The sequence below is a fragment of the Sinomonas atrocyanea genome, assembly GCF_001577305.1.
Lineage (GTDB): Bacteria > Actinomycetota > Actinomycetes > Actinomycetales > Micrococcaceae > Sinomonas > Sinomonas atrocyanea.
This window is the reverse complement of record NZ_CP014518.1, coordinates 3,391,884-3,413,403: the sequence shown is the minus strand read 5'-3', so window position 1 is coordinate 3,413,403 and position 21,520 is coordinate 3,391,884. Positions and strand designations below refer to the sequence as shown.

Sequence of the window (21,520 nt, the reverse complement as noted above, 5' to 3'; positions counted from 1 at the left end):
CCTGACCGCCGTCCGCCGTACATGCACAGGAGGTCCCGTGAGCATTGCCGTCGTGGTCCACGCCGCCGGGGACCTGCGCCTCGATCCGGTGCCGGAGCCGCGGCCGGGGCCCCGGGACGCGGTCGTGGCGGTCGAGTACGGGGGCATCTGCGGCAGCGACCTCTCCTACCTCCGGCACGGCGCCTCGGGCCTGAGCATCCTGCGTGACCCCCTCGTGCTCGGCCACGAGGTCGCCGGGCACATCGAGGCCCTCGGCGAGGCGGTGACGGGCTTCGACGTGGGCCAGCGCGTGGCCGTCCACCCCGCCACGGTGTGCGGCCACTGCCGGCACTGCACCCAGGGCCGGCCCAACCTGTGCGAATCGGTGCGCTACCTCGGCTCCGCCGCGTCCTGGCCCCACACCCAGGGCGCCTTCTCGGCCCGCACCGTGGTCCCGGCGGACCAGCTGCGCGCCGTGCCCGAGGGCGTGAGCACGCGCCTGGCCGCCGTCGCCGAGCCCCTCGGGGTCGCGATCCACGCCGTCAAGCGGGCCGGCGACGTCCGCGGCCGCACGGTCCTGGTCAACGGCGCCGGGCCGATCGGCGCGCTCGTCGTCGCCGCCGCGCGCCGGGCCGGGGCCGCCCGCGTGATCGCGGCGGACCTCGCCCCCGCCTCGCTCGGGGTCGCCGAGAGGATGGGCGCCCACGAGACGGTGGACCTCGCCGGGGGCGCTGCGCTGCCCGAGGCCGACGTCGTCTTCGAGGCCTCCGGCGCGCCCGGGGCCGTCAGCGCCGTCCTGCGTTCCGTCCGGCGGGGCGGCACGGTGGTCCAGGTCGGCAACCTGCCCGCCGGGGACATCGCGGTCTCGCTCGGCGCGCTCGTGTTCCGCGAGGTGGACTATCGGGGGACGTTCCGCTTCGTCGACGAGATCGCGACAGCCCTGGCGTACCTCGCCGAGGGGCTCGACGTCGGGCCCCTGCTCACCCACGAGTTCGCCGCCGAAGACGCCGCCGAGGCCTTCCGCGTGGCAGGGGACCGCCGCACCGGCTCGTCGAAGGTCCTGCTGCGGTTCTGAAGTTTGGCAGAATGGTGTGGGTGAGCAGCGCAGGCAGCAGGGCATCCCTTGAGAAGCGGCCCGACGAGGTCGCCACCATGTTCGACGAGGTCGCACCCCGGTACGACGTCATGAACGACCTCCTCTCCCTCGGCCAGACGCGCCGCTGGCGGAAGATCGTGCTCGATGCGGTCGATGCCAGTCCCGGCCAGCGGGTCCTCGACCTCGCCGCCGGGACCGGCACCTCCTCGGAGCCCTACGCGGACGCGGGGATCGACGTCGTGGCCTGCGACTTCTCCCTCGGCATGCTCCGGGTGGGCAAGCGCCGCCGCCCCGACATCGACTTCATCGCCGGCGACGCGACCAACCTGCCCTTCGCGGACGGCTCCTTCGACGCCGTGACCATCAGCTTCGGGCTGCGCAATGTGAGCGACCCCCGCAAGGCCCTCGCCGAGATGCTGCGCGTGACCAAGCCCGGCGGCCGGCTCGTCATCGCCGAGTTCTCCTCCCCGGTCAACCCCCTCTGGCGCACCATGTACGTCGAGTACCTCATGCGCGCCCTGCCCGAGATCGCCCGCCGGGCGTCCTCCAACCCGGACGCCTACGTGTACCTCGCCGAGTCGATCCGCGCCTGGCCGGACCAGGACAACCTGGCCGCGTGGCTGTCCGCGGCCGGGTGGACGGACGTGACGTACCGCAACCTCTCCGGCGGGATCGTGGCCGTGCACCGCGCGTACAAGCCCGAGGCCGCGACCGGGTCGCCGGCGGCGCCGCCCGCCCAGGTCCGGCGGGCACGCCGCTCCGCGTCCCGCTGACGCCGCCGGATCCACCGTGGACGTCCTGATCGTCGGCGCCGGGCCGGCCGGCTCGACCGCAGCCCACTACCTCGCACGCTCCGGCGTGCCCGTGACCGTGCTCGAGAAGACCCGCTTCCCGCGCGAGAAGGTGTGCGGGGACGGACTCACGCCCCGCGCCGTGCGCGAGATCCAGCTGCTCGGGCTCCCGCATGCCGCCGAGGACGGCTGGCGCCGCAACCGCGGCCTGCGCCTCATCGCCGGCGGCCGCACCCTCGAGCTCCCGTGGCCCGACCTCGACGGCTTCCCCGACTACGGGCTCGTCCGCACCCGGCTCGGCTTCGACGAGGCCCTCGCCGCCCACGCCCGCTCCGCCGGGGCGCAGATCCTCGAGGGGCACTCGGTCGCGGAGGTCCTCACGGACGACGCCGGCCGGGTGGTGGGTGCCCGCGCCCACCTCCTCGACGAGGCTGGCAAGAAGACCGGCGAGACGCGTGACTTCCACGCCGACGTGGTGCTCGCCGCCGACGGCAACTCGACCCGCGCCGCCGTCTCCCGCGGGCTCGCCAAGCGCGACGACCGCCCGCTCGGGGTCGCCTACCGCACGTACTTCGAAAGCCCCCGCCACGAGGACGACTGGATGGAGGGCTGGCTCGAGCTGCCCGGGGCGGACGGCAAGCCCCTGCCCGGGTACGGCTGGGTGTTCGGCGTGGGCGACGGCACGTGCAACGTGGGCCTGGGCATCCTCAACTCCTCGAAGGAGTTCGGCAGGCTCGACTACCGCCAGGTGCTGCGCGAATGGACCGCCGGGATGCCGGGGGAGTGGGGCTTCAGCGAGGAGAACCAGGTCGGCCCGATCCGCGGCGCCGCGCTGCCCATGGGCTTCAACCGGACCCCGCACGTGGTCCCCGGCATGGCCCTCCTCGGCGACGCCGGAGGCATGGTCAGCCCGTTCAACGGCGAGGGCATCTCCTACGCCATGGAGTCCGGGCGGTTCGCCGCCCAGTACCTCGTCGACGCCGCAGCAGCTCAGCGCGCGGCGGGCCGGGCGCGGCCGGCGGAGGCCGACGTCGACCGTCGCCTCGGCGCGTACGCGGACCGGGTGCGGCGCGAGTGGGGGAGCCATTTCACGCTCGGCCGCGGGTTCGCGGCGCTGATCGGCCACCCGGCCGTGATGCGGGCGGCGCTCGCCACCGGCATGCCGGTGCCGCCGCTCATGCGCCTCGTGGTGCGGCTGCTCGCCAACCTCACCGACCGGCCCGGGACGAGCCTGCCGGACGCGGCGATCCGGGTGCTCGAGGCGCTCGTGCCCGCGACATCGAACACCGTTCCACCGAGCCCGGCGCCCGCAGCGCGCCCCGAAAGCTAGGCTTGACCCCGTGACTGATTCTGCAGACAGCCGCTGGACGCACGCGGGGCACGGCCGCCCCGAGTCCTCCGAGCCGCCTCCCACGACCACGGCGATCGCCGCGGGCATGCAGCTGCCTGCCGGCTTCGCCGCCATTGCCGAGGACGCTGAGCTGGGCCCTGCGATCAGCACGAGCATGGCGCGCGTCGAGCGGGTCCTGCGGGAGGCCATCTCCAACTCCGACCCGCTGGCCGACGCGACGAGCAAGCACCTCATGGAGGCGGGCGGCAAGCGCATCCGCCCGCTGCTGACCATCCTCGCCGCCCATCTGGGCGACTCCGAGCGCGCCGAGGTGCTCCAGGCGGCGGCGGTCGTCGAGCTCACGCACCTCGCGACGCTGTACCACGACGACGTCATGGACTCCGCGCCGTACCGCCGCGGCGCCCCCACCGCCCACGAGGTCTGGGGCAACACCGTGGCGATCCTCGCCGGCGACCTCATCTTCGCCCGCGCCTCGATCCTCGTCTCCGACCTCGGCGGGCGCGCGCTGGCCATCCAGGCGCGCACCTTCGAGCGGCTCTGCCTCGGGCAGCTGCACGAGACCGTGGGCCCGCGCGACGGCGAGGACCCGCTGCAGCACTACATCTCCGTGCTGTCGGACAAGACCGGCTCGCTCATCGCCGCCTCCGGCCAGTTCGGCGTGATCTTCTCCGGCGCCCCGTCCGAGTACGAGTCCGTCCTCGTGGACTACGGCGAGAAGGTGGGGGTCGCGTTCCAGCTGGCCGACGATGTCATCGATGTCACCGGCGGCAAGGTCACCTCGGGCAAGATCGCCGGGACGGACCTGCGCGAGGGCGTCCCGACCCTGCCCGTGCTGCTGCTCCGCCGCGCCGCGGCCGACGGCGATGCCTCCGCCCAGCGCGTGCTCGGCTTCGTGGACGCGGACCTCTCCGGCGACGACGCGCTCGCCGCGGCGGTCGACGCGATCGCGTCGCACCCGGTGACCGAGCAGTCGTGGGCCGTCGCCCGGGAATGGGCCGACGCGGCCAAGGCCGCGCTCCGGCCGCTGCCCGAGGGGGTCGTGAAGGACTCGTTGGCCGCGTTCGCGGACGCGGTGGTGGAGCGCCGGGCCTGACCTCGCCCTCCCCCCGCCCCCGAGGGCCGACCGACGACGAACGACGGCCAACTGACGCGGGGTCACCTCCCGGGCGACGCGAGGTCATCTCTTGGGCGACGCGGGGTCATCTCTCAGGTGACGCGAGGTCATCTCTCCAGTTGTCCGAGGTCAGCTCTTGGGTGACGCGGGGTCATCTCTCGGGTGACGCGGGGTCATCTCTCGGGTGACGCGGGGTCATCTCTCCAGCTGTCCGAGGTTAGGTCATGCGGCGCGGCCTGCGAGGTGGCCCCTGAGAGCGGCTCGAACGCTAGCGAAGTCGTTCTGGCAATCCTCGGATCTGACGATGAGCACGATCCACCCGGCTGCGCGGAAGGCGGCGTCCCGCCGTGCATCGCGCCAGCGCTGTTCCTCGCTTAGGTGATGACTGCCGTCGTACTGAATCGCCACCTTGACCGACGGATACCCCATATCGGCGCTCGGCGAGAAGGGATCGTTTGGCCGCAGAGCAATCTGCAGCTCGGGTTCCGGGAATCCATGGGCGAGCAGGCTGAGGCGGAGGAGCGTCTCTTGAGGCGAGTCGGCCCCGACCCGCATGTCGGCGAGAGCGGCTCGGCACTTCGCGACGCCCGGCATGTTGGGGTGTGCCCGGAGCAGGGCTGCAAGTGCGCCTTTGGTGGCGTGAGGAACAGCGCGGCCCTCAAGCCCGGGCCTGGGAATGCGAAGCAGCTCGTCTCCAAGGATCACCAGCCCCACGGGGCCGAGTTCGTTTCCAAGGTCGAGCCAGGTCCTCGCCGGCGAGCTGACTCTGACTCCTGCACTCAGCTCGACAATCTCGCCTGCCTTGACGCGCACCCTGTGGCCGACGACGCCGGTTCTGCGCACGCGGGGCACGTCCGTGGGCTTGCTCAAGTGGAGCAGGGAGTGGTCCGCAGCGTCATCCGGCAGCCACAGCCCGTGAAGGGCTGCCGCAGTTTGATGCGATGCCCACGCCTGCGGTGTCACCGCGAGGTGCGCTCGTACGCGGTCCCGGAGCTGGGCGGTGTTGTCGTCGGGGACGTAGAGCTCACGGCTGATATGCCGGACGTTCTCCTGAAGCAGTTGGGAGTAGTCGAGACCATGTCGCTCGGCCTCGGCAGCCGTGAAGGGGGCTGCGAGCAGGGTCTCGCGGGCTTTGACAGGATCCATGGCCCCATAGTGGCAGGGTCCGGGCTGGAGCGTCGGAAGTTATCCACAGGCATTCGGCAAAGGGGCAGCGTGGGGAGCGGGACGTGGTGGCCCCGCGCAGAGGGAGAGGTGACCTCGGGTCGGGTGGGAGGTGACCCCGCACGGAGGGAGAGGTGACCTCGGGTCGGGTGGGAGGTGACCCCGCGCTGAGGCAGAGGTGACCTCGGGTTGGGTGGGAGGTGACCCCGCACGGAGGGAGAGGTGACCTCGGACCGGGGGAGGAACGGTTAAACGGGTGGTCCCGGGACTCGGCTAACGCCGATTCCCGGGACCGTTTCCGTTCGCACCCGGATTCACTGGAGGCTAAGAAGTGAACCCACTGACAAGCATATGACAGATCTGTAAAAAGTCCAGCGATACCCGTCAATCAGTTTGAAAGAGGGGCAGGTCAGCCCTCTTCGTCTTCCTCGTCGTCCTCGCTGAAGACCCACTCGAACATGTCGAACGTGAACTCGGAGAACGTGCCGTCCTCCGAGACCCACTCGCCCCGGGCGTTGTTCTTCCGGTACACGATCGGGTCCGGGACGCGCAGGTCGCCCGCGCGGAAGCCCCAGGTGAACTGCTCGTCCTCGTCTTCGAGGAACATGAGGAAGCCCTCGTCGTCGATCTCGAGCTCTTCGGGGTCCCAGAAGTAGTGGTAGGCCTCCATGAGCTCGGAGTTGCCCAGCGCGAGGTAGAACTCACGCAGCACCTGCGGGACGGTGAACGCATGTTCTTCGAGGGCCTCCTCGAGCTCCTTCTCGGAGATTCCGTCCTCGGGCTTCCAGGGATCCTCGAGGTACTTCGGGACAAGCGCGCGGAACTTCTCCAGGAACATCTCGTTCATGTGCTTCATCCTAGTCGGGCGGGGCCCGCGGGTTTCCGCCGCGTGAACTGACGGCCGGTACGCTCGGCACATGAGCCAGGACATCCTCGTGGCATGCGCCCACGGAACCAGCAACGCCGGGGGCCGGGCCGCGATCCTTGCCGTCGTCGAGGAGATCCGGGCAGCCCGGCCGGGCCTGACCGTGGTGGACGCGTACGTCGACGTGCACGGCCCCGAGCTGCCGGAAGTGGTGGCCGGGCTGCCCGCGGGGGCGGGCGCCGTCGTCGTGCCCCTCCTCCTCAGCGTCGGCTACCACGTGAAGGTGGACATCGCCCGTGCGGTGGCGTCGCGGCCCGGCACGCTCGCCGCGGGCCCCCTCGGGCCCGACGAGCGCCTCGCGGACCTCCTCGCCGAGCGCCTCGCCGAGGCGGGACTGCGCGCGGATGACGCCGTGGTGCTCGCCGCCGCCGGGTCGTCGAATCCGCAGGCGGCGGCCGACGTCGAACGCCTTGCCGACATGCTCCGCCATCGCGTCCCGAACCGCGTGCTGCCCGGGTACGGCGCGAGCGCCTCGCCGAGCGTGCCGGAGGCCGTCGCCGAGCTGCGGGCCGAGGAGACGGACGGGGCGGGCGACGCCGCGCGGGTCGTCATCGCCTCCTACCTCCTCGCGCCGGGGTTCTTCCACGACCAGCTCGCGAAGGCCGGGGCCGACGCCGTCGCCGCGCCGCTGCTGCCGGCGCCCGTCATCGCTCGGATCGCCCTGGACCGCTACGACGCCGCGCTCGCCGCGCGGGCCGCCCAGGCGCCCGCCCCGGCGGCGCCCGCCGAATGAGCGCCGCTGCCGAGCACGCACCCCGGAGGGCGAGCGCAGGGCTCCTCGTGGTCCTCGTCGCGGCGATGGGCGTGGGTCCGCTGCTGAACTACGGCCTCAGCGCCGTGAGTCCGCTCATCCTCGCGTCGCTGGGGATGAGCCAGTCCCAGTTCGGCCTCCTCGCCGGGGCCGTGTTCGCCTCGGCGGCCGTGAGCAGCTTCTCCCTCGGGCGCCTGAGCGACCGGGCGGGAACGCGCACGCAGCTCGTGCTGATCTTCGGCGGGACCGTCGTGGCGCTCGTCATCGCGGCCCTCGCGCACAGCTTCTGGGTGCTCCTCGCCGCGGTCATCATCGCCGGCCCTGCGCAGTCGATCTCGAACCCGACCACCAACCGCGTCATCGTGACCTCGGTGCCCCCGCACAAGCGCGCCGGGTGGATCGGGATCAAGCAGTCCGGCGTCCAGGCGAGCCAGCTCTTCTCCGGTCTGTTCTTCCCCGCGGTGGCGCTCTGGCTCGGGTGGCAGGGCGCATTCGGGTTGGCCGCGGTTGTTGCGCTCGGCCTGCTCGCCTACGGGTTCACGCAGGTTCCCTCGGAGCCCGCGAAGCCGAGGTCCCGCGCCCGGCGCGGGCAGGGCGGATCCCTGCCGTTCTCGGTGTGGCTCTTCGCCGGGTTCGCCTTCTTCTCGGGCCTGGGGATGCAGGCCACCAACGTGTACCTGCCGCTCTACGCGGTGCGCGAGCTGGGCTTCCCGCTCGTGCTGGCGGGCGCAGCGGCGGGTGTCTCCGGCATCGTGGGCGTGTCCTCGCGGATCGTGTGGGGGCGCAGGATGGCCGGCGGCGCCCGGCCGTCCGGGCTGCTGTTCGCCCTGGCCCTCGGGGCGATCGTGGGCGTGGCGTGCCTGCTCGGCGCCGGCGCCCTGCACCAGCCGTGGCTCGTCTGGGCCGGGGTCGCGCTGCACGGGGCGACGGTGCTGGGCGCGAACGTGATCATGAACGCGGCCGTGCTCGTGGTGGTGCCCCCGGAACGGGTGGGCGTGGCGTCCGGCGTGCTCGCCGCGGGCATGTACACGGGGTTCTCGCTCGGGCCGCTGATCATGGGCGTCCTCGCCGACGCGACCGGCTCGTACGACGTCGGCTGGCTCTCCGTCGGCGCCGGGTACCTGGTCTGTGCGGGCCTGGCGCTGTGGCTGCGGCGGTACGGCGCCACACACCCGTGGACGTCGTTCTCCCACTGACCCCCTCGGCGTTCCGGGTACGCATCTCGTCGCCTCCTGAGCGTTTCGGGTACGCATCTCGTCGCCGTTTCCGGCTTTCTGGTACGCACGACGGCGGGTTCCCCGGCCGCGCGCGACGACGCGGCCGGCGTCGTGCGCGCCACCAGAGGGCCCGGGCCATGAGCAGCGGACGGCTCCAGAGCGGACAGCGAGCCGCGAGCCCGCGTACCCGGAACGCCGAAGGCGCGACGAGATGCGTACCCGAACCGCCGAAAGCGCGACGAGATGCGTACCCGAAACACAAGGCGGGGGAGGGGTGGGGCGGGAGGCGGGGAGGAGTCAAGGGGCGCCCCCGAGATCGGGCCCTGTGCGACGAAATGCGTCCCCGGGTGACCCTGCATTGCAGCGCCGTGGAGCCCGGGCAGCGGGCTCCGTACCCTCGAACGCATGACAGAGACCGCCACGCACCCGCGCACCGACGCCGCGCGCCCAGCACGCCCGCGTGCCGCCAAGCCGAACGGGCAGTGGAAGGTGGACGGCACCGCCCCGCTCAACCCGAACGAGGCCTGGAAGCAGGAGGACGGCGGGCTCAGCGTCCGCGAGCGGATCGAGTCGATCTACGCCGCCGGCGGGTTCGACTCGATCGACCCGACCGACCTGCACGGCCGCTTCCGCTGGTGGGGCCTCTACACCCAGCGCAAGCCCGGGATCGACGGCGGCAAGACCGCCACGCTCGAGCCGCACGAGCTCGAGGACCGCTACTTCATGATGCGCGTACGGATCGACGGCGGCGCGCTCACCACCGAGCAGCTGCGCGTGATCGGCGGGATCTCCCGCGACTTTGCCCGCGGCACCGCGGACATCACCGACCGGCAGAACATCCAGCTGCACTGGGTCGAGATTGAGAGCGTGCCGGAGATCTGGCGCCGCCTCGAGGCCGTGGGGCTGCACACCACCGAGGCCTGCGGCGACGTGCCGCGCGTGATCCTCGGCTCCCCGGTCGCCGGCATCGCCGCGGACGAGATCCTCGACCCCACCCCGCAGATCCGCGAGATCGCGGACCGCTACATCGGCGACGAGTCCTTCGCGAATCTGCCCCGCAAGTACAAGACCGCCATCACGGGCCACCCGTCCCAGGATGTGGTCCACGAGATCAACGATTTCGCCCTCGTCGGCGTGGTGCACCCTGAGCTGGGCCCCGGCTACGACCTGTGGGTCGGCGGCGGGCTCTCCACCTCTGCGCACCTCGCCGTCCGCCTCGGCGCCTTCGTCGAGCCCTCGCGCGCGGCCGAGGTGTGGGTCGGCGTCACGAGCATCTTCCGCGACTACGGCTACCGCCGCCTGCGCAACCGGGCGCGCCTGAAGTACCTCGTGGCGGACTGGGGCGCCGAGAAGTTCCGGCAGGTCCTCGAGACCGAGTACCTCGAGGCGCCCCTGCCCGACGGCCCCGCCGCCGAGAAGCCCTCCACCCCCGGCGACCACGTGGGCGTCCACCGGCAGAAGGACGGCCGCTTCTACATCGGCGCCACCCCGACCGTGGGCCGCGTCTCCGGCGAGACCCTCGTGCGGCTCGCCGACCTCATCGAGGCCCACGGCTCGGCCCGCCTGCGCACCACCCCGCACCAGAAGATCGTGGTGCTCGACGTCGAGGAGGGCCGCGTCGACTCGCTCGTGGCCGGCCTCGAGGAGCTCGGCCTCTACGCAGACCCGAGTCCCTGGCGCCGCTCCACCATCGCCTGCACCGGCATCGAGTTCTGCAAGCTCGCGATCGTGGACACCAAGGACACCGCGACCGCCGCCATCGCCGAGCTCGAGCAGCGCATCCCGGCCAACGAGCTCCTGCGGCCGCTGACCCTGCACGTGAACGGCTGCCCCAACTCGTGTGCCCGCATCCAGACGGCGGACATCGGGCTCAAGGGCCAGCTCCTGCCCGACGGCAACGGCGGCCAGACCCCGGGCTTCCAGGTGCACCTCGGCGGCGGCCTCGCCTCCGACTCCCGCGAGGAGGCCGGCACCGGCCGCACCGTCCGCGGGCTCAAGGTCACCGCCGAGGGCCTGCCCGACTACGTCGAGCGCGTCACCCGGCGCTACCTCGCCGAGCGCGCCGACGAGGGGCAGACCTTCGCCGAATGGGCCCACGCCGCAGACGAGGAGGCACTCCAGTGACGGCCACGACGAAGCGCTCGCAGGACGAGCTCAAGGCCCTCGCCGAGGCCGGCGCCGCCGAGCTCGGCTGGGACGCCTCCGCCCAGGAGGTGATCGGCTGGGTGGCGCGGAACTTCGCGGTGGAGGCCACCGCCGTTGCCTGCTCGATGGCCGACGCCGTCCTGCCGGCCCTGGTGGCCGACCAGCTCCCGGGCGTGGACGTCCTCTTCCTCGACACCGGCTACCACTTCCCCGAGACGTACGCCACGCGGAACGAGGTCGCCGAGAACCTCCGCGTGCGGATCGTCGATGTCACGCCGAAGCAGACCGTCGCCGAGCAGGACGCCGCCGAGGGCAAGGACCTCTTCTCCCGCGATCCGGGCCGCTGCTGCGCCCTGCGGAAGGTCGAGCCGCTGCACGCCTCGCTCGCGGGCTACGAGCTGTGGTTCACCGGGGTGCGCCGCGACGAGGCCCCGACCCGCAGCAGTACCCCGCTCGTGACGTGGGACGAGAAGAACGGCCTCGTGAAGGTCAACCCGGTGGCCCCGTGGTCCTTCGAGGCGCTGGTGCAGTACTCCGAGGACAACCTCCTGCCCGTCAATCCCCTCCTTGCCCAGGGGTACCCCTCCATCGGCTGTGCGCCGTGCACGCGCCCGGTCGCCCCCGGAGAGGACCCCCGAGCCGGCCGCTGGTCCGGCACCGACAAGACAGAATGCGGACTCCACGTATGAGCACTCCCACCGACACACTGGTCGAGCCCACCCGAGGCCAGGGCTCCCTCGCGCTCCTCGACGCCCTCGAGGCCGAGTCGATCCACATCATCCGCGAGGTCGTCGCCGAGTTCGAGCGCCCCGCGATGCTCTTCTCGGGCGGCAAGGACTCCGTGGTCATGCTGCACCTGGCCGCCAAGGCGTTCTGGCCCGGGAAGATCCCCTTCCCCGTGCTCCACGTGGACACGGGCCACAACTTCCCCGAGGTCCTCGACTTCCGCGACCGCACCGTGGCGCGCCTGGGCCTGAAGCTCGTGGTCGGCTCCGTGCAGGAGTTCATCGACCGCGGGGAGCTCGCCGAGCGCGCCGACGGCACCCGCAACCCGCTGCAGACCGTGCCGCTCCTGGACGCGATCGAGCGCAACAAGTTCGACGCCGTCTTCGGCGGCGGCCGCCGCGACGAGGACAAGGCCCGCGCCAAGGAGCGCATCCTGTCCCTGCGCGACGAGTTCGGCCAGTGGGACCCGCGCAACCAGCGCCCCGAGCTGTGGAACCTCTACAACGGCCGACACACGGTGGGCCAGCACGTGCGGGCGTTCCCCATCAGCAACTGGACCGAGCTGGACATCTGGCGGTACATCGAGCGCGAGCAGATCGAGCTGCCGAGCATCTACTACGCGCACGAGCGCGACGTGTTCGTCCGCGACGGCATGTGGCGCGCCGTGGGGGAGGTGAGCCGGCCGCGCGAGGGGGAGGACGTCGTCGTGCGCACCGTGCGGTACCGGACGGTGGGGGACATGTCCTGCACCGGCGCCGTGCTCTCCGACGCCTACACCGTGGCGGACGTGGTGCGCGAGGTTGCCGCGTCCACCCTCACCGAGCGCGGGGCCACCCGCGCCGACGATCGCATTTCCGAAGCGGCGATGGAAGACCGCAAGAAGGACGGGTACTTCTGATGAGCACGCTGGCCGAGCCTGCCGAGACCACCACGCTGACCGAGGGCACCCTCTTCCGCTTCGCGACCGCCGGGAGCGTCGACGACGGCAAGTCCACCCTCGTGGGCCGCCTCCTGCACGACTCCAAGGCGATCCTCGCCGACCAACTCGACGCCGTGGCGCGCACCTCCGAGGCCCGCGGCTTCGGCGGCGAGAAGGGCGGGCTCGACCTCGCGCTCCTCACCGACGGGCTGCGCGCCGAGCGCGAGCAGGGCATCACGATCGACGTCGCCTACCGCTACTTCGCGACCGACCGGCGCACGTTCATCCTCGCCGACTGCCCGGGCCACGTGCAGTACACCAAGAACACGGTCACCGGCGCCTCGACCGCGGACGCCGTGGTGCTGCTCATCGACGCGCGCAAGGGCGTGCTCGAGCAGACCCGCCGGCACCTCTCGGTCGCCGCGCTCCTGCGCGTGCCGCACGTGGTGGTCGCGGTGAACAAGATCGACCTCGTGGACTTCTCCGAGCCGGTCTTCACGGCGATCGCGGACGACGTCGCGCGGCTGGCCTCCGAGCTCGGCCTCCGTGACGCCGTGGCCGTCCCGGTCTCCGCCCTCGAGGGCGACAACATCGTGGACCGCTCCGACCGCACCGCCTGGTACGCCGGGCCGACGCTCCTCGAGCTGCTCGAGTCCCTGCCGAGCACCGACGAGCTCGACGACTCTGGTTCTGCTCCTGCGGAGCCCTTCCGCTTCCCCGTCCAGACCGTGATCCGCCCGCAGGGCGCGCTCGCGCCGGGCCTGGACGAGGCCGAGTTCCGCGACTACCGGGCCTACGCCGGGCAGGTCACGGAGGGCGTGGTGCGCGTGGGCGACCGGGTCTCCGTGGTGACCCCGGGCCAGGCCGCGCGCGAGACGACCGTGGTGGGGATCGACGTCGCCGGCCGCTCGCTCGAGGAGGCCGGGGCGCCCCTGTCCGTCGCGCTGCGCCTCGCGGACGAGTTCGACGTGGCCCGCGGCGACACGATCGCCGCCGCCGGGACCCTGCCGGAGAGCAGCGCGGACCTGTACGGCTCGGTGGCGTGGCTGTCCTCCAAGCCGCTGCGCGAGGGCGCCAAGGTGCTCGTCAAGCACGGCACCTCCACGGTGCGCGGCCTCGTGCGCGCCGTGACCGGGAAGCTGGACCTCGACTCGTTCGAGGTGGCGCCCGCGTCCGAGCTGGGACTCAACGACATCGGCGAGGTCCAGGTCCGCCTGGCCGCCCCGCTGCCCCTCGAGCCCTACGCGGCCCACCGCCGCACCGGGGCGTTCCTCGTCATCGACCCGCAGGACGGCAACACCCTCGCCGCTGGCATGGTCCGGCAGCACCCGGGGGACACCGAGGACGAGCGGTACTGGATCTAGGGTCCCGGCTCCGTCCGGTCGCGGCGGAGCAGGAGGCGTCGATGCCATGAGTGTGCGGCTGACGCGGGTGCAATGAGTGAGCACCCGCGTCAGTCGCACACTCGTGTGCGCGCCCAGGGTGACCTTCGGCGCTGTGCGCGGAGGGCCGCCTCAGAGGACCATGCTCCTATGAGGGGTGACCGCCGGGAGCCCGCCAGTGGCCAGGCTGCCGCTGGCGCCGACGTCCTGCTCCGGTCGTGGCGCTTCACCGACGCCTACGGCCGTGAGCTGACGGTCGGCGCCGTGCGCTGGCACTACGCCCGCCTGGGCCGCGGCCCTGCCGTGCTCTGGCTCACCGGCGGCCTGCGGCGGGCGGCCCTCGGGGCAGTGTCCCTCGAGCGGCTGGCCGCCGCCCACACCGTGGTGGCCCCGGACTACCCGCCCGTGACCAGCTTCGCCGCGATGGACGCGGGGCTCTGCGCGATCCTCGCCGCCGAGGGGATCGACGGCTGCGACCTGGTCGGCCAGTCCTACGGCGGGATGCTCGCCCAGGCGTTCCTGGCAGCCCACCCCGAGCGGATCCGGCGGCTGGTGCTCTCCAGCAGCGGCCCGGCGGACTACGGCAGGCGCTGGCTGCCGGTGCTCGCGCTGCTCATCGCGGTGGTCCGCGTGCTGCCGCGTCCCCTGCTCACCCGCCTCCTCGTCCGCGCCCTGAGCGGGCTGCTGTCCTCTGAGCGCAGCCCTCGCGCCGAGGGGGCCGCGATCCTGCGTCGGACCCTCGGGCACGACCTGACCCGGGCCGACGTCGTGTCCCACTTCGCCGTCGCCGCCGACGTGGCGCGGCGCCTGCTGGTGCGTCCAGACCGATTCGCCGGCTGGCAGGGGGACGTCGCCGTGCTCCGCGCGGAGAACGACCGCACCCAGGGAGCCCGGGACATCCCCCGGCTGCAGCGGCTGCTGGGCCGGCCGGTCCGGGTCATCTCCATGGGCTCAGCCGGCCATGCGGCGGTGCTGCTCGAACCGGACCGCTACACGCAGTGGCTCGAGCAGGCGCTCGGCTGACGGCGCGCATCTTCCGATGGCCGACGCCGCGCCTCCGCCCTGCCGTCCGGCCAGTGGACGTGTGACAGGCGGGGTTCACCCGGCGCTGCTAGCGTCGGGAGCGAACAGGACGGCATCGCGGCCGCACCCCAGCAGTCCGTGCGCCGGAGCCGACCTGTCGCCTGCAGTAGAAGGCCCACAGTATGACCGGTTTGCCCCGAATCCGAGGCCTGCCTCGGGAGAGGAAGGAAGCAGATGACCGACAACCAGCAGGGCGGATGCCCGGTGATGCATGACAATGCTGCGGCCCAGGCGGGCGCGACGGCGAGCGGCAGCGAGAGCGAGAACCCGGCGATCGATGCGCCGACGCCCAAGACCGACCAGCCGCGGAAGAACACCGACTGGTGGCCGAACCAGCTCGACCTGACGGTGCTCCACCCCCACCACCCCGCGGGCAACCCGCTCGGTGCTGGCTTCGACTACCGCGAGGAGTTCGCCAAGCTCGACCTCGAGGCGCTCAAGCGGGACATCGTGGAGGTCCTGACGACGCCGCAGGACTGGTGGCCGGCCGACTTCGGCCACTACGGCGGCCTCATGATCCGGCTCAGCTGGCACGACGCCGGCACGTACCGCGTGTTCGACGGCCGCGGGGGCGCCGGGGACGGCAGCCAGCGCTTCGCACCGCTGAACAGCTGGCCCGACAACGCCAACCTGGACAAGGCCCGCCGCCTGCTCTGGCCGGTCAAGCAGAAGTACGGCCAGAAGATCTCCTGGGCGGACCTGCTCGTCTACGCCGGCAATGTGGCCCTCGAGTCCATGGGCTTTACGACGTTCGGGTTCGCGTTCGGCCGCGAGGACGTGTGGGAGCCGGAGGAGATCTTCTGGGGCTCGGAGGACACCTGGCTCGGCCCCGACCGCTACGTCAGCAAGGACGAGATGGTGCCCGTGGTCGGCGCGACGGAGATGGGCCTCATCTACGTCAACCCCGAGGGCCCCAGGGCAACCCGGACCCGGCGGCCGCGGCGGTGTTCATCCGCGAGACCTTCGGCCGCATGGCGATGAACGACGAGGAGACCCTCGCCCTCATCGCAGGAGGCCACACGTTCGGCAAGACCCACGGCGCGGCCCCCGCGGACGCGCACGTGGGCCCCGAGCCGGAGGGCGCCGACCTCGAGGCCCAGGGCCTGGGCTGGCTGAGCACCTACGGCAGCGGCAAGGGCTCCGACACCATCACCTCGGGCCTCGAGGTCACCTGGACCGACCGGCCGACCGAGTGGAGCAACCGGTTCTTCGAGATCCTCTTCGGCTACGAGTGGGAGCTGACCAAGAGCCCCGCCGGGGCGTGGCAGTGGGTGGCGAAGGACGCCCCGGAGATCATCCCGGACGCGTTCGACCCGGAGAAGAAGCACCGGCCCACCATGCTCACCACGGACCTCGCGCTGCGGGTGGACCCGACCTACGAGAAGATCGCCCGCCGCTTCCTCGAGCACCCGGACGAGTTCGCGCAGGCGTTCGCGAAGGCCTGGTACAAGCTCCTGCACCGCGACATGGGCCCCGTGGGCCCGCACATGCTCGGCCCCTGGGTGCCCGAGCCGCAGGTCTGGCAGGACCCGGTCCCCGCCGTGGACCACGAGCTGGTGGACGAGGCGGACATCGCCGCGCTCAAGGCCCAGCTCCTCGAGGCGCTCCCGGCGGAGACGCTCCTGCGCACGGCCTGGGCCTCGGCATCGACCTTCCGCAGGACGGACGGGCGCGGGGGCGCGAACGGCGCCCGCCTCCGTCTCGAGCCCCAGCGCGGCTGGGAGGCCAACGAGCCCGAGCAGCTCGACTCCGCGCTGAAGGCCTTCGAGGGCGTGCAGGAGAAGTTCAACGGCGCCCAGACGGGTGGGAAGAAGGTCTCCCTCGCGGACCTGATCGTGCTCGGCGGCGCCGCGGCAGTCGAGAAGGCCGCGCGGGACGCCGGCTTCGAGGCGACCGTCCCGTTCCGGCCCGGACGCACCGACGCCACGCAGGAGCAGACGGACGTCCAGTCCGTGGGCTACCTCGAGCCGCGGGCGGACGGGTTCCGCAACTACCTGCGGCCGGGGGAGAAGACCCCCGCGGAGAAGCTCCTCGTGGAGAAGGCCTACATGCTGGGCCTCTCCGCGCCCGAGATGACGGTGCTCGTGGGCGGCCTGCGCGTGCTCGGCGGCAATGTGGGCGGCTCGTCCCACGGCGTGCTCACGGACCGGCCCGGTGCGCTCACCACCGACTTCTTCGTCAACCTGCTCTCCCCGGGCAGCCGGTGGAAGGCCTCGGAGACCGAGGAGAACGTCTACGAGATCGCCGACGCCGCCACCGGCCAGGTGAAGTGGACCGCCACGGCCGCGGACCTCGTCTTCGGCTCCAATTCCCAGCTGCGGGCCCTCTCCGAGGTGTACGCGAGCAGCGACGCGGGCCAGAAGTTCGTGGACGACTTCGTTGCCGCCTGGACCAAGGTCATGGAGGCCGACCGGTTCGACCTGCGCTGACACCCGGCTGCTGACGCCCACAGCGGGCCGAGCCGCCCTGTCCTGCCGCTGCATCGCGGCCGGACAGGGCGGCTGCTCTTTGCTCGCTTCCGACCGGCATTCCCGGCCGGCAGCGGCGCGTCGGCCAGGACACGCCGGCGTCCGCGCCGGCTGACGCCCGAAACCCGGTCGGAATTGCCGCGGCCGGCCCACCCACATGACTCCCCGTGACGCCCCGTGACCGCCCGTGAACCCACCCTTGGGCGGCCCCCCGCGCCTCGTCCATGCTTGAACGCATGATCCCGCAGACCCCTACCCGCACGGCGGCGCGAATGCCCCGATGTCGGGCCCGTCGATAGGCCCCATCCGAGACCTGACGACCTGCGAGACCAAGGACTTCCTCCCATGAGCGAGACCACCACGAGCCCCGGGACCATCCGCATCACGGCCGACGCGGGGCCACCGAAGCGCCGCCGCGGCCTCGCGCTCGGGATCGGCGCCGCCCTCGTCGTCGGCCTCCTCGGCGGAGCCACCGCGGTCGCCGCCGCGGTGACCGGCGGGGAGCCGCGCACGACGCCGGCCGTCGCCGCCGGGGCCCCCGCACCGCAGCTGCGGCTCGGCTACTTCGCCAACGTGACGCACGCCCCCGCGCTCGTGGGCGTCCAGGACGGCCTCCTGGCGAAGGCGCTGAAGGCCGCCGGCACCGACTCCCTGACCACCCAGGTGTTCAACGCCGGCCCCGCCGCCGTGGAGGCGCTCAACGCCGGCGCGATCGATGCGGCGTACCTCGGCCCGAACCCGGCCATCAACTCCTTCGTGCAGAGCCACGGCGAGTCCCTCTCGGTGATCGCCGGGGCGGCCGCCGGCGGCGCCCAGCTTGTGGTCAGGCCCGGCATCACGGACCCGGCGCAGCTGCGGGGCACCGTCCTCGCCACGCCCCAGCTCGGCGGCACCCAGGACGTGGCCCTGCGCGCCTACCTCGCGTCCAAGGGCCTGAAGACCACGCCGAACGGCGGCGGGGACGTGACGGTCAACCCGACCGACAACGCCGCGACCCTCAAGCTCTTCCAGGACGGCAAGATCGACGGCGCGTGGCTGCCCGAGCCGTGGGCCTCCCGCCTCGTGCTGCAGGCCGGGGCCAAGGTCCTCGTGGACGAGAAGGACCTGTGGAACGGCACGGGCACGGGGAAGCCCGGCCTGTTCCCGACCACGATCCTCGTGGTGAACAAGGCGTTCGCCGCGCAGCATCCGCAGACCGTCGAGGCCCTGCTGCGCGGCCACGTCGCCGCCGTCGACTGGCTGGGCCGCGCGTCCGCCGCCGAGAAGGCCTCGACCATCAACGCGGCGCTGCAGAAGGCGGCCGGCGCCGCCCTCCCCGCGGACGCGATCGGGCGGGCCCTGGCCAACATCACCTTCACCACCGACCCGCTCGCAGGCGCCTACCCCAAGCTCCTCGCCGACGGCGTCACCGCGGGCGTCACCAAGCCGGCGGACCTCCACGGCCTCTTCGACCTGCGGGCCCTGAACACCGTCCTCGCCCAGAGCGCCGGCCGCGGCAGGGCCAGCGCCGCCGGCCTGGGCCAGGACTGAGAAGGAGAGGACCCGACATGACCGTCGTGCTCGAGAACCTCGGCAAGCGCTTCGGCACCGGCGCCCCGGTGCTGGAGGGCGTGACCGCCTCGATCGGCCAGGGCGAGTTCGTCGCGCTCCTGGGCGCCTCGGGCTGCGGCAAGTCCACGCTCCTGAACATCATTGCCGGCCTTGACCGTCCCACCGCGGGCGCGCTCGAGGTCCCGGCGGACGGCGCCGCGTTCATGTTCCAGGACGCTGCCCTCTACCCCTGGCTCACCGCCCGCGGGAACATCGAGCTCGCCCTGCGCCTGCGGGGCGTGCCCAAGGGCGAGCGGCGGGCGCGCGCGGTCGAACTCCTCGAGCTCGTGCGCCTCGGCGACGCCGCGGACCGGCGCCCGCACGAGCTCTCGGGCGGCATGCGCCAGCGCGTGGCCCTCGCCCGGGCCCTGTCCCAGGACCGCCAGGTCCTGCTCATGGACGAGCCCTTCGCCGCGCTGGATGCCATCACCCGCGACCTCCTCCACGAGGAGCTCACCCGGATCTGGCGCGAGACCGGCCGGACCATCATCTTCGTCACCCACAACGTCCGCGAGGCCGTGCGCCTGGGGCAGCGGATCCTGCTGCTCTCCTCGCGGCCGGGCCGCGTCGTCGCGGAGTGGCCGGTCCCGGACGCCGTGAAGCACGACGCCGGCGCTTCCGCCACCCTCGCCAACGAGCTCACCACCCGCCTCCGGCAGGAGATCGCCCGCCATGCCAAGTAACCCCACCCTCACCGAGACGGCCTCCCTCGACGCCGAGCTCGCCGCCATCGAGGCGGGCCTCGACGAGCTCCAGTCGGACACCGTGCGGCGCAGCCGGGACCTCTCCCGCGTGCTCCTGCCCCTCGTCGCCGTCGTGGTCCTCGTCCTCGCCTGGCAGCTCTACGTCACGCTCGGGCTCAAGCGCCGGGACCTGGTCCCGGGCCCGCTCGACGTCGCGGCCTCGCTCGGGCAGCTGTGGAGCGAGGGCAAGGCGCAGGAGGCCGTGTGGACCTCGCTCCAGCGCGGCCTGCTCGGCTTCGCGGTGAGCGTCGTCGTCGCGACCCCCCTCGGGCTGCTCCTGGGCCAGGTGAAGACCCTGCGCCGGGCCTTCGGGCCGCTCATCTCGGGCCTGCAGGTCCTGCCGTCCGTCGCGTGGGTGCCCGCCGCGGTCATCTGGTTCGGTCTCACGGACGCGACCGTGTACTTCGTGGTGCTCATGGGCGCCATCCCCTCGATCGTCAACGGGCTCATCTCCGGGATCGACCAGGTCCCGCCCCAGTACCGCTCCGTCGCGAAGGTCCTCGGCGCCTCCAGGGCCGAGCTCGCGCTCCAGATCATCCTGCCCGCCGCCCTGCCCGGGTACGTGGCCGGGCTCAAGCAGGGCTGGGCGTTCTCGTGGCGCTCCCTCATGGCCGCCGAGATCATCGCCGTGGGCGGCACGCTCGGGTTCGGGCTCGGTTCGCTCCTGGACCAGGGCCGCACGCTCAGCGACATGGGCGTGGTCATGAGCGCGATCCTGACGATCCTCGCGGTCGGCATCCTCATTGAACTGTCCGTGTTCGGACCCATCGAGCGGCGCATGCTCCAGCGCCGCGGACTTCTCACCGGAGGCACGCGATGAGCGGCATCGACCTGTACCCCACCACGCTGCGCCTGCTCGGCCGGGACGTGCTCGTCGTAGGCGGCGGGAAGGTCGCCGCCCGCAGGGCCCAGGGCCTGCTCGACGCCGGCGCGAAGGTGACCGTCGTGGCGCCCGAGGCGGCGGCCGACGTCGTGCGCCTGGCTGAGGCGGGGCTCGTCGCCTGGGTGCGCCGCGGCTACGAGACGGCCGACCTCGAGGGCGCGTGGTTCGTCCAGACGGCGACCGGCGTGCCGGCGGTGGACGCGCGCGTCGCCGCCGAGGCCGAGGAGCGCCGCATCTGGTGCGTCAACGCCGCCGACCACGAGTCCTCCGCCGCGTGGACGCCGGCAACCGCCCGGGTGGACGACGTGACGGTCGCCGTGAACGCCGGGGGAGACCCGCGCCGGGCCAAGGCGCTCAAGGACGCCGTGGTGCTCGCGCTGCGCACCGGCAAGCTCCCGCTGCGCCGGCGCCGCCAGGGCGTCGGCCGGGTCGCGCTCGTGGGCGGCGGCCCCGGCGACACGGGGCTCATCACCGTCCGGGGACGGACCCTGCTCGCCGAGGCGGACGTGGTCGTGGCGGACCGGCTCGGCCCGCGCGGGCTCCTCGACGAACTCGGCGATCCGGCCGCGGGCGGGCCCCGGGTGATCGAGGTCGGGAAGGCCCCGGGCGCGCATACCGCCACCCAGGAAGAGATCAACGAGATCCTCGTCCGCGAGGCGCAGGCGGGCCACGTCGTGGTCCGGCTCAAGGGCGGCGACCCCTACGTCCTGGGCCGCGGCGGCGAGGAGGCCGAGTTCTGCCGGCGCCACGGCGTCGACGTCGAGGTGGTCCCCGGCGTCACGAGCGCCGTGTCCGTGCCCGCCGCCGCCGGCATCCCGGTCACCCACCGGGGCCTCGCGACCGGCTTCAGCGTCGCCACGGGCCACGACGAGCTCGCCGAGCTCCCCGCGCGGCCCGACCACACCATCGTGCTGCTCATGGGCGTGCGCCGCCTCGCCCAGTCCGCCGCGGCCCTGCGTGCGCGCGGCCTCGGGGAGTCGACGCCGGTCGCGATCGTCGAGCGCGGCTGGACCCCCGAGCAGCGCGTCACCATCGGCACACTGGGTACGATCGTTGATCGGGCCCGTGCCGTCGGCGTCGCGAATCCCGCCGTGATCGTGATCGGCGACGTCGTCCGCGTGAGCCCGTACGCGCCGTCGGACATCGCCCACGCCTCGCTCTCCACGAACCGCTAGAGACCCGAAGAAGAAGCC

The 21,520-nt window shown here is 72.8% G+C and carries 17 protein-coding genes and 1 pseudogene; 16 read left to right on the top strand and 2 right to left on the bottom strand.

What is annotated here, in order from left to right:
- The first annotated feature begins 37 nt into the window (after positions 1-37).
- Genes SA2016_RS15690 through SA2016_RS15675 form a run of 4 tightly spaced genes read left to right on the top strand, consistent with a single transcriptional unit; the run spans position 38 to position 4,310 of the window.
- The gene (locus tag SA2016_RS15690) at positions 38-1,054 is read left to right on the top strand and encodes an L-idonate 5-dehydrogenase (RefSeq protein ID WP_244932804.1); all 1,017 of its coding nucleotides are present in this window, start codon (positions 38-40) and stop codon (positions 1,052-1,054) included.
- Between the two features lie 20 nt (positions 1,055-1,074).
- Positions 1,075-1,848 carry a demethylmenaquinone methyltransferase gene (locus tag SA2016_RS15685; RefSeq protein ID WP_371326633.1) on the top strand — a complete coding sequence of 258 codons (774 nt, stop codon included), beginning with the start codon at positions 1,075-1,077 and terminating at the stop codon, positions 1,846-1,848.
- Positions 1,849-1,864: 16 nt separating this feature from the next.
- Positions 1,865-3,196, top strand: a complete 1,332-nt coding sequence (locus SA2016_RS15680; protein ID WP_066499840.1) for a geranylgeranyl reductase family protein — start codon at positions 1,865-1,867, stop codon at positions 3,194-3,196.
- Positions 3,197-3,206: 10 nt separating this feature from the next.
- Positions 3,207-4,310 (top strand): polyprenyl synthetase family protein, encoded by a 1,104-nt coding sequence (locus SA2016_RS15675; protein ID WP_066499835.1) that lies wholly within the window; start codon positions 3,207-3,209, stop codon positions 4,308-4,310.
- A 243-nt stretch (positions 4,311-4,553) separates the two neighbouring features.
- Here SA2016_RS15675 and SA2016_RS15670 read toward each other — a convergent pair whose 3' ends face one another.
- Positions 4,554-5,477 (bottom strand): hypothetical protein, encoded by a 924-nt coding sequence (locus SA2016_RS15670; protein WP_066499832.1) that lies wholly within the window; start codon positions 5,475-5,477, stop codon positions 4,554-4,556.
- Between the two features lie 427 nt (positions 5,478-5,904).
- Positions 5,905-6,342, bottom strand: a complete 438-nt coding sequence (locus SA2016_RS15665; RefSeq protein ID WP_066499830.1) for a hypothetical protein — start codon at positions 6,340-6,342, stop codon at positions 5,905-5,907.
- 70 nt (positions 6,343-6,412) lie between these two features.
- On the opposite strand from SA2016_RS15665, the gene SA2016_RS15660 reads away from it, so the two are divergent.
- From SA2016_RS15660 to cobA, 12 genes and pseudogenes are all read left to right on the top strand, one after another.
- Positions 6,413-7,153: a sirohydrochlorin chelatase gene (locus tag SA2016_RS15660; RefSeq protein WP_066499827.1), complete on the top strand. Its 741-nt coding sequence runs from the start codon at positions 6,413-6,415 to the stop codon at positions 7,151-7,153.
- Complete coding sequence (locus tag SA2016_RS15655; protein WP_066499825.1) at positions 7,150-8,367, top strand: MFS transporter; 1,218 nt, start codon at positions 7,150-7,152, stop codon at positions 8,365-8,367. Before SA2016_RS15660 ends, SA2016_RS15655 begins: the two co-directional genes overlap by 4 nt.
- 426 nt (positions 8,368-8,793) lie before the next feature.
- The gene (locus SA2016_RS15650; RefSeq protein WP_066499823.1) at positions 8,794-10,512 is read left to right on the top strand and encodes a nitrite/sulfite reductase; all 1,719 of its coding nucleotides are present in this window, start codon (positions 8,794-8,796) and stop codon (positions 10,510-10,512) included.
- Positions 10,476-11,222 carry a phosphoadenylyl-sulfate reductase gene (locus SA2016_RS15645; protein WP_066499821.1) on the top strand — a complete coding sequence of 249 codons (747 nt, stop codon included), beginning with the start codon at positions 10,476-10,478 and terminating at the stop codon, positions 11,220-11,222. Before SA2016_RS15650 ends, SA2016_RS15645 begins: the two co-directional genes overlap by 37 nt.
- Entirely contained in the window at positions 11,219-12,157 is a 939-nt protein-coding gene (cysD, locus tag SA2016_RS15640; RefSeq protein ID WP_066499819.1) for a sulfate adenylyltransferase subunit CysD, read from the top strand. Before SA2016_RS15645 ends, cysD begins: the two co-directional genes overlap by 4 nt.
- Positions 12,157-13,542, top strand: coding sequence for a sulfate adenylyltransferase subunit 1 (locus SA2016_RS15635; protein ID WP_066499818.1), 1,386 nt, complete (start codon positions 12,157-12,159; stop codon positions 13,540-13,542). The genes cysD and SA2016_RS15635 overlap by 1 nt, the downstream gene beginning before the upstream one ends.
- A gap of 168 nt (positions 13,543-13,710) precedes the next feature.
- The gene (locus tag SA2016_RS15630; RefSeq protein ID WP_066499815.1) at positions 13,711-14,583 is read left to right on the top strand and encodes an alpha/beta fold hydrolase; all 873 of its coding nucleotides are present in this window, start codon (positions 13,711-13,713) and stop codon (positions 14,581-14,583) included.
- A gap of 267 nt (positions 14,584-14,850) precedes the next feature.
- Positions 14,851-17,072 (top strand): annotated as a pseudogene (katG, locus tag SA2016_RS15625) (catalase/peroxidase HPI).
- A 384-nt stretch (positions 17,073-17,456) separates the two neighbouring features.
- Entirely contained in the window at positions 17,457-18,641 is a 1,185-nt protein-coding gene (locus tag SA2016_RS15620) for an ABC transporter substrate-binding protein (RefSeq protein ID WP_066499814.1), read from the top strand.
- A 17-nt stretch (positions 18,642-18,658) separates the two neighbouring features.
- Positions 18,659-19,384 (top strand): ABC transporter ATP-binding protein, encoded by a 726-nt coding sequence (locus SA2016_RS15615; RefSeq protein ID WP_066499811.1) that lies wholly within the window; start codon positions 18,659-18,661, stop codon positions 19,382-19,384.
- Complete coding sequence (locus tag SA2016_RS15610) at positions 19,374-20,264, top strand: ABC transporter permease (RefSeq protein ID WP_066499810.1); 891 nt, start codon at positions 19,374-19,376, stop codon at positions 20,262-20,264. The genes SA2016_RS15615 and SA2016_RS15610 overlap by 11 nt, the downstream gene beginning before the upstream one ends.
- Positions 20,261-21,502, top strand: a complete 1,242-nt coding sequence (gene cobA / locus SA2016_RS15605) for a uroporphyrinogen-III C-methyltransferase (RefSeq protein ID WP_066499809.1) — start codon at positions 20,261-20,263, stop codon at positions 21,500-21,502. The genes SA2016_RS15610 and cobA overlap by 4 nt, the downstream gene beginning before the upstream one ends.
- Positions 21,503-21,520 lie beyond the last annotated feature (18 nt).

What these genes read in the sequence shown, in the direction of transcription:
- cobA (WP_066499809.1), top strand. Translation starts at nt 20,261, where the DNA reads ATGAGCGGCATCGACCTGTACCCCACCACGCTGCGCCTGCTCGGCCGG.
- SA2016_RS15630 (WP_066499815.1), top strand. Translation starts at nt 13,711, where the DNA reads ATGAGGGGTGACCGCCGGGAGCCCGCCAGTGGCCAGGCTGCCGCTGGC.
- SA2016_RS15655 (WP_066499825.1), top strand. Translation starts at nt 7,150, where the DNA reads ATGAGCGCCGCTGCCGAGCACGCACCCCGGAGGGCGAGCGCAGGGCTC.
- SA2016_RS15620 (WP_066499814.1), top strand. Translation starts at nt 17,457, where the DNA reads ATGAGCGAGACCACCACGAGCCCCGGGACCATCCGCATCACGGCCGAC.
- SA2016_RS15665 (WP_066499830.1), bottom strand. Translation starts at nt 6,342, where the DNA reads ATGAACGAGATGTTCCTGGAGAAGTTCCGCGCGCTTGTCCCGAAGTAC.
- SA2016_RS15645 (WP_066499821.1), top strand. Translation starts at nt 10,476, where the DNA reads ATGGGCCCACGCCGCAGACGAGGAGGCACTCCAGTGACGGCCACGACG.
- SA2016_RS15660 (WP_066499827.1), top strand. Translation starts at nt 6,413, where the DNA reads ATGAGCCAGGACATCCTCGTGGCATGCGCCCACGGAACCAGCAACGCC.
- SA2016_RS15635 (WP_066499818.1), top strand. Translation starts at nt 12,157, where the DNA reads ATGAGCACGCTGGCCGAGCCTGCCGAGACCACCACGCTGACCGAGGGC.
- SA2016_RS15670 (WP_066499832.1), bottom strand. Translation starts at nt 5,477, where the DNA reads ATGGATCCTGTCAAAGCCCGCGAGACCCTGCTCGCAGCCCCCTTCACG.
- cysD (WP_066499819.1), top strand. Translation starts at nt 11,219, where the DNA reads ATGAGCACTCCCACCGACACACTGGTCGAGCCCACCCGAGGCCAGGGC.
- SA2016_RS15650 (WP_066499823.1), top strand. Translation starts at nt 8,794, where the DNA reads ATGACAGAGACCGCCACGCACCCGCGCACCGACGCCGCGCGCCCAGCA.
- SA2016_RS15615 (WP_066499811.1), top strand. Translation starts at nt 18,659, where the DNA reads ATGACCGTCGTGCTCGAGAACCTCGGCAAGCGCTTCGGCACCGGCGCC.
- SA2016_RS15610 (WP_066499810.1), top strand. Translation starts at nt 19,374, where the DNA reads ATGCCAAGTAACCCCACCCTCACCGAGACGGCCTCCCTCGACGCCGAG.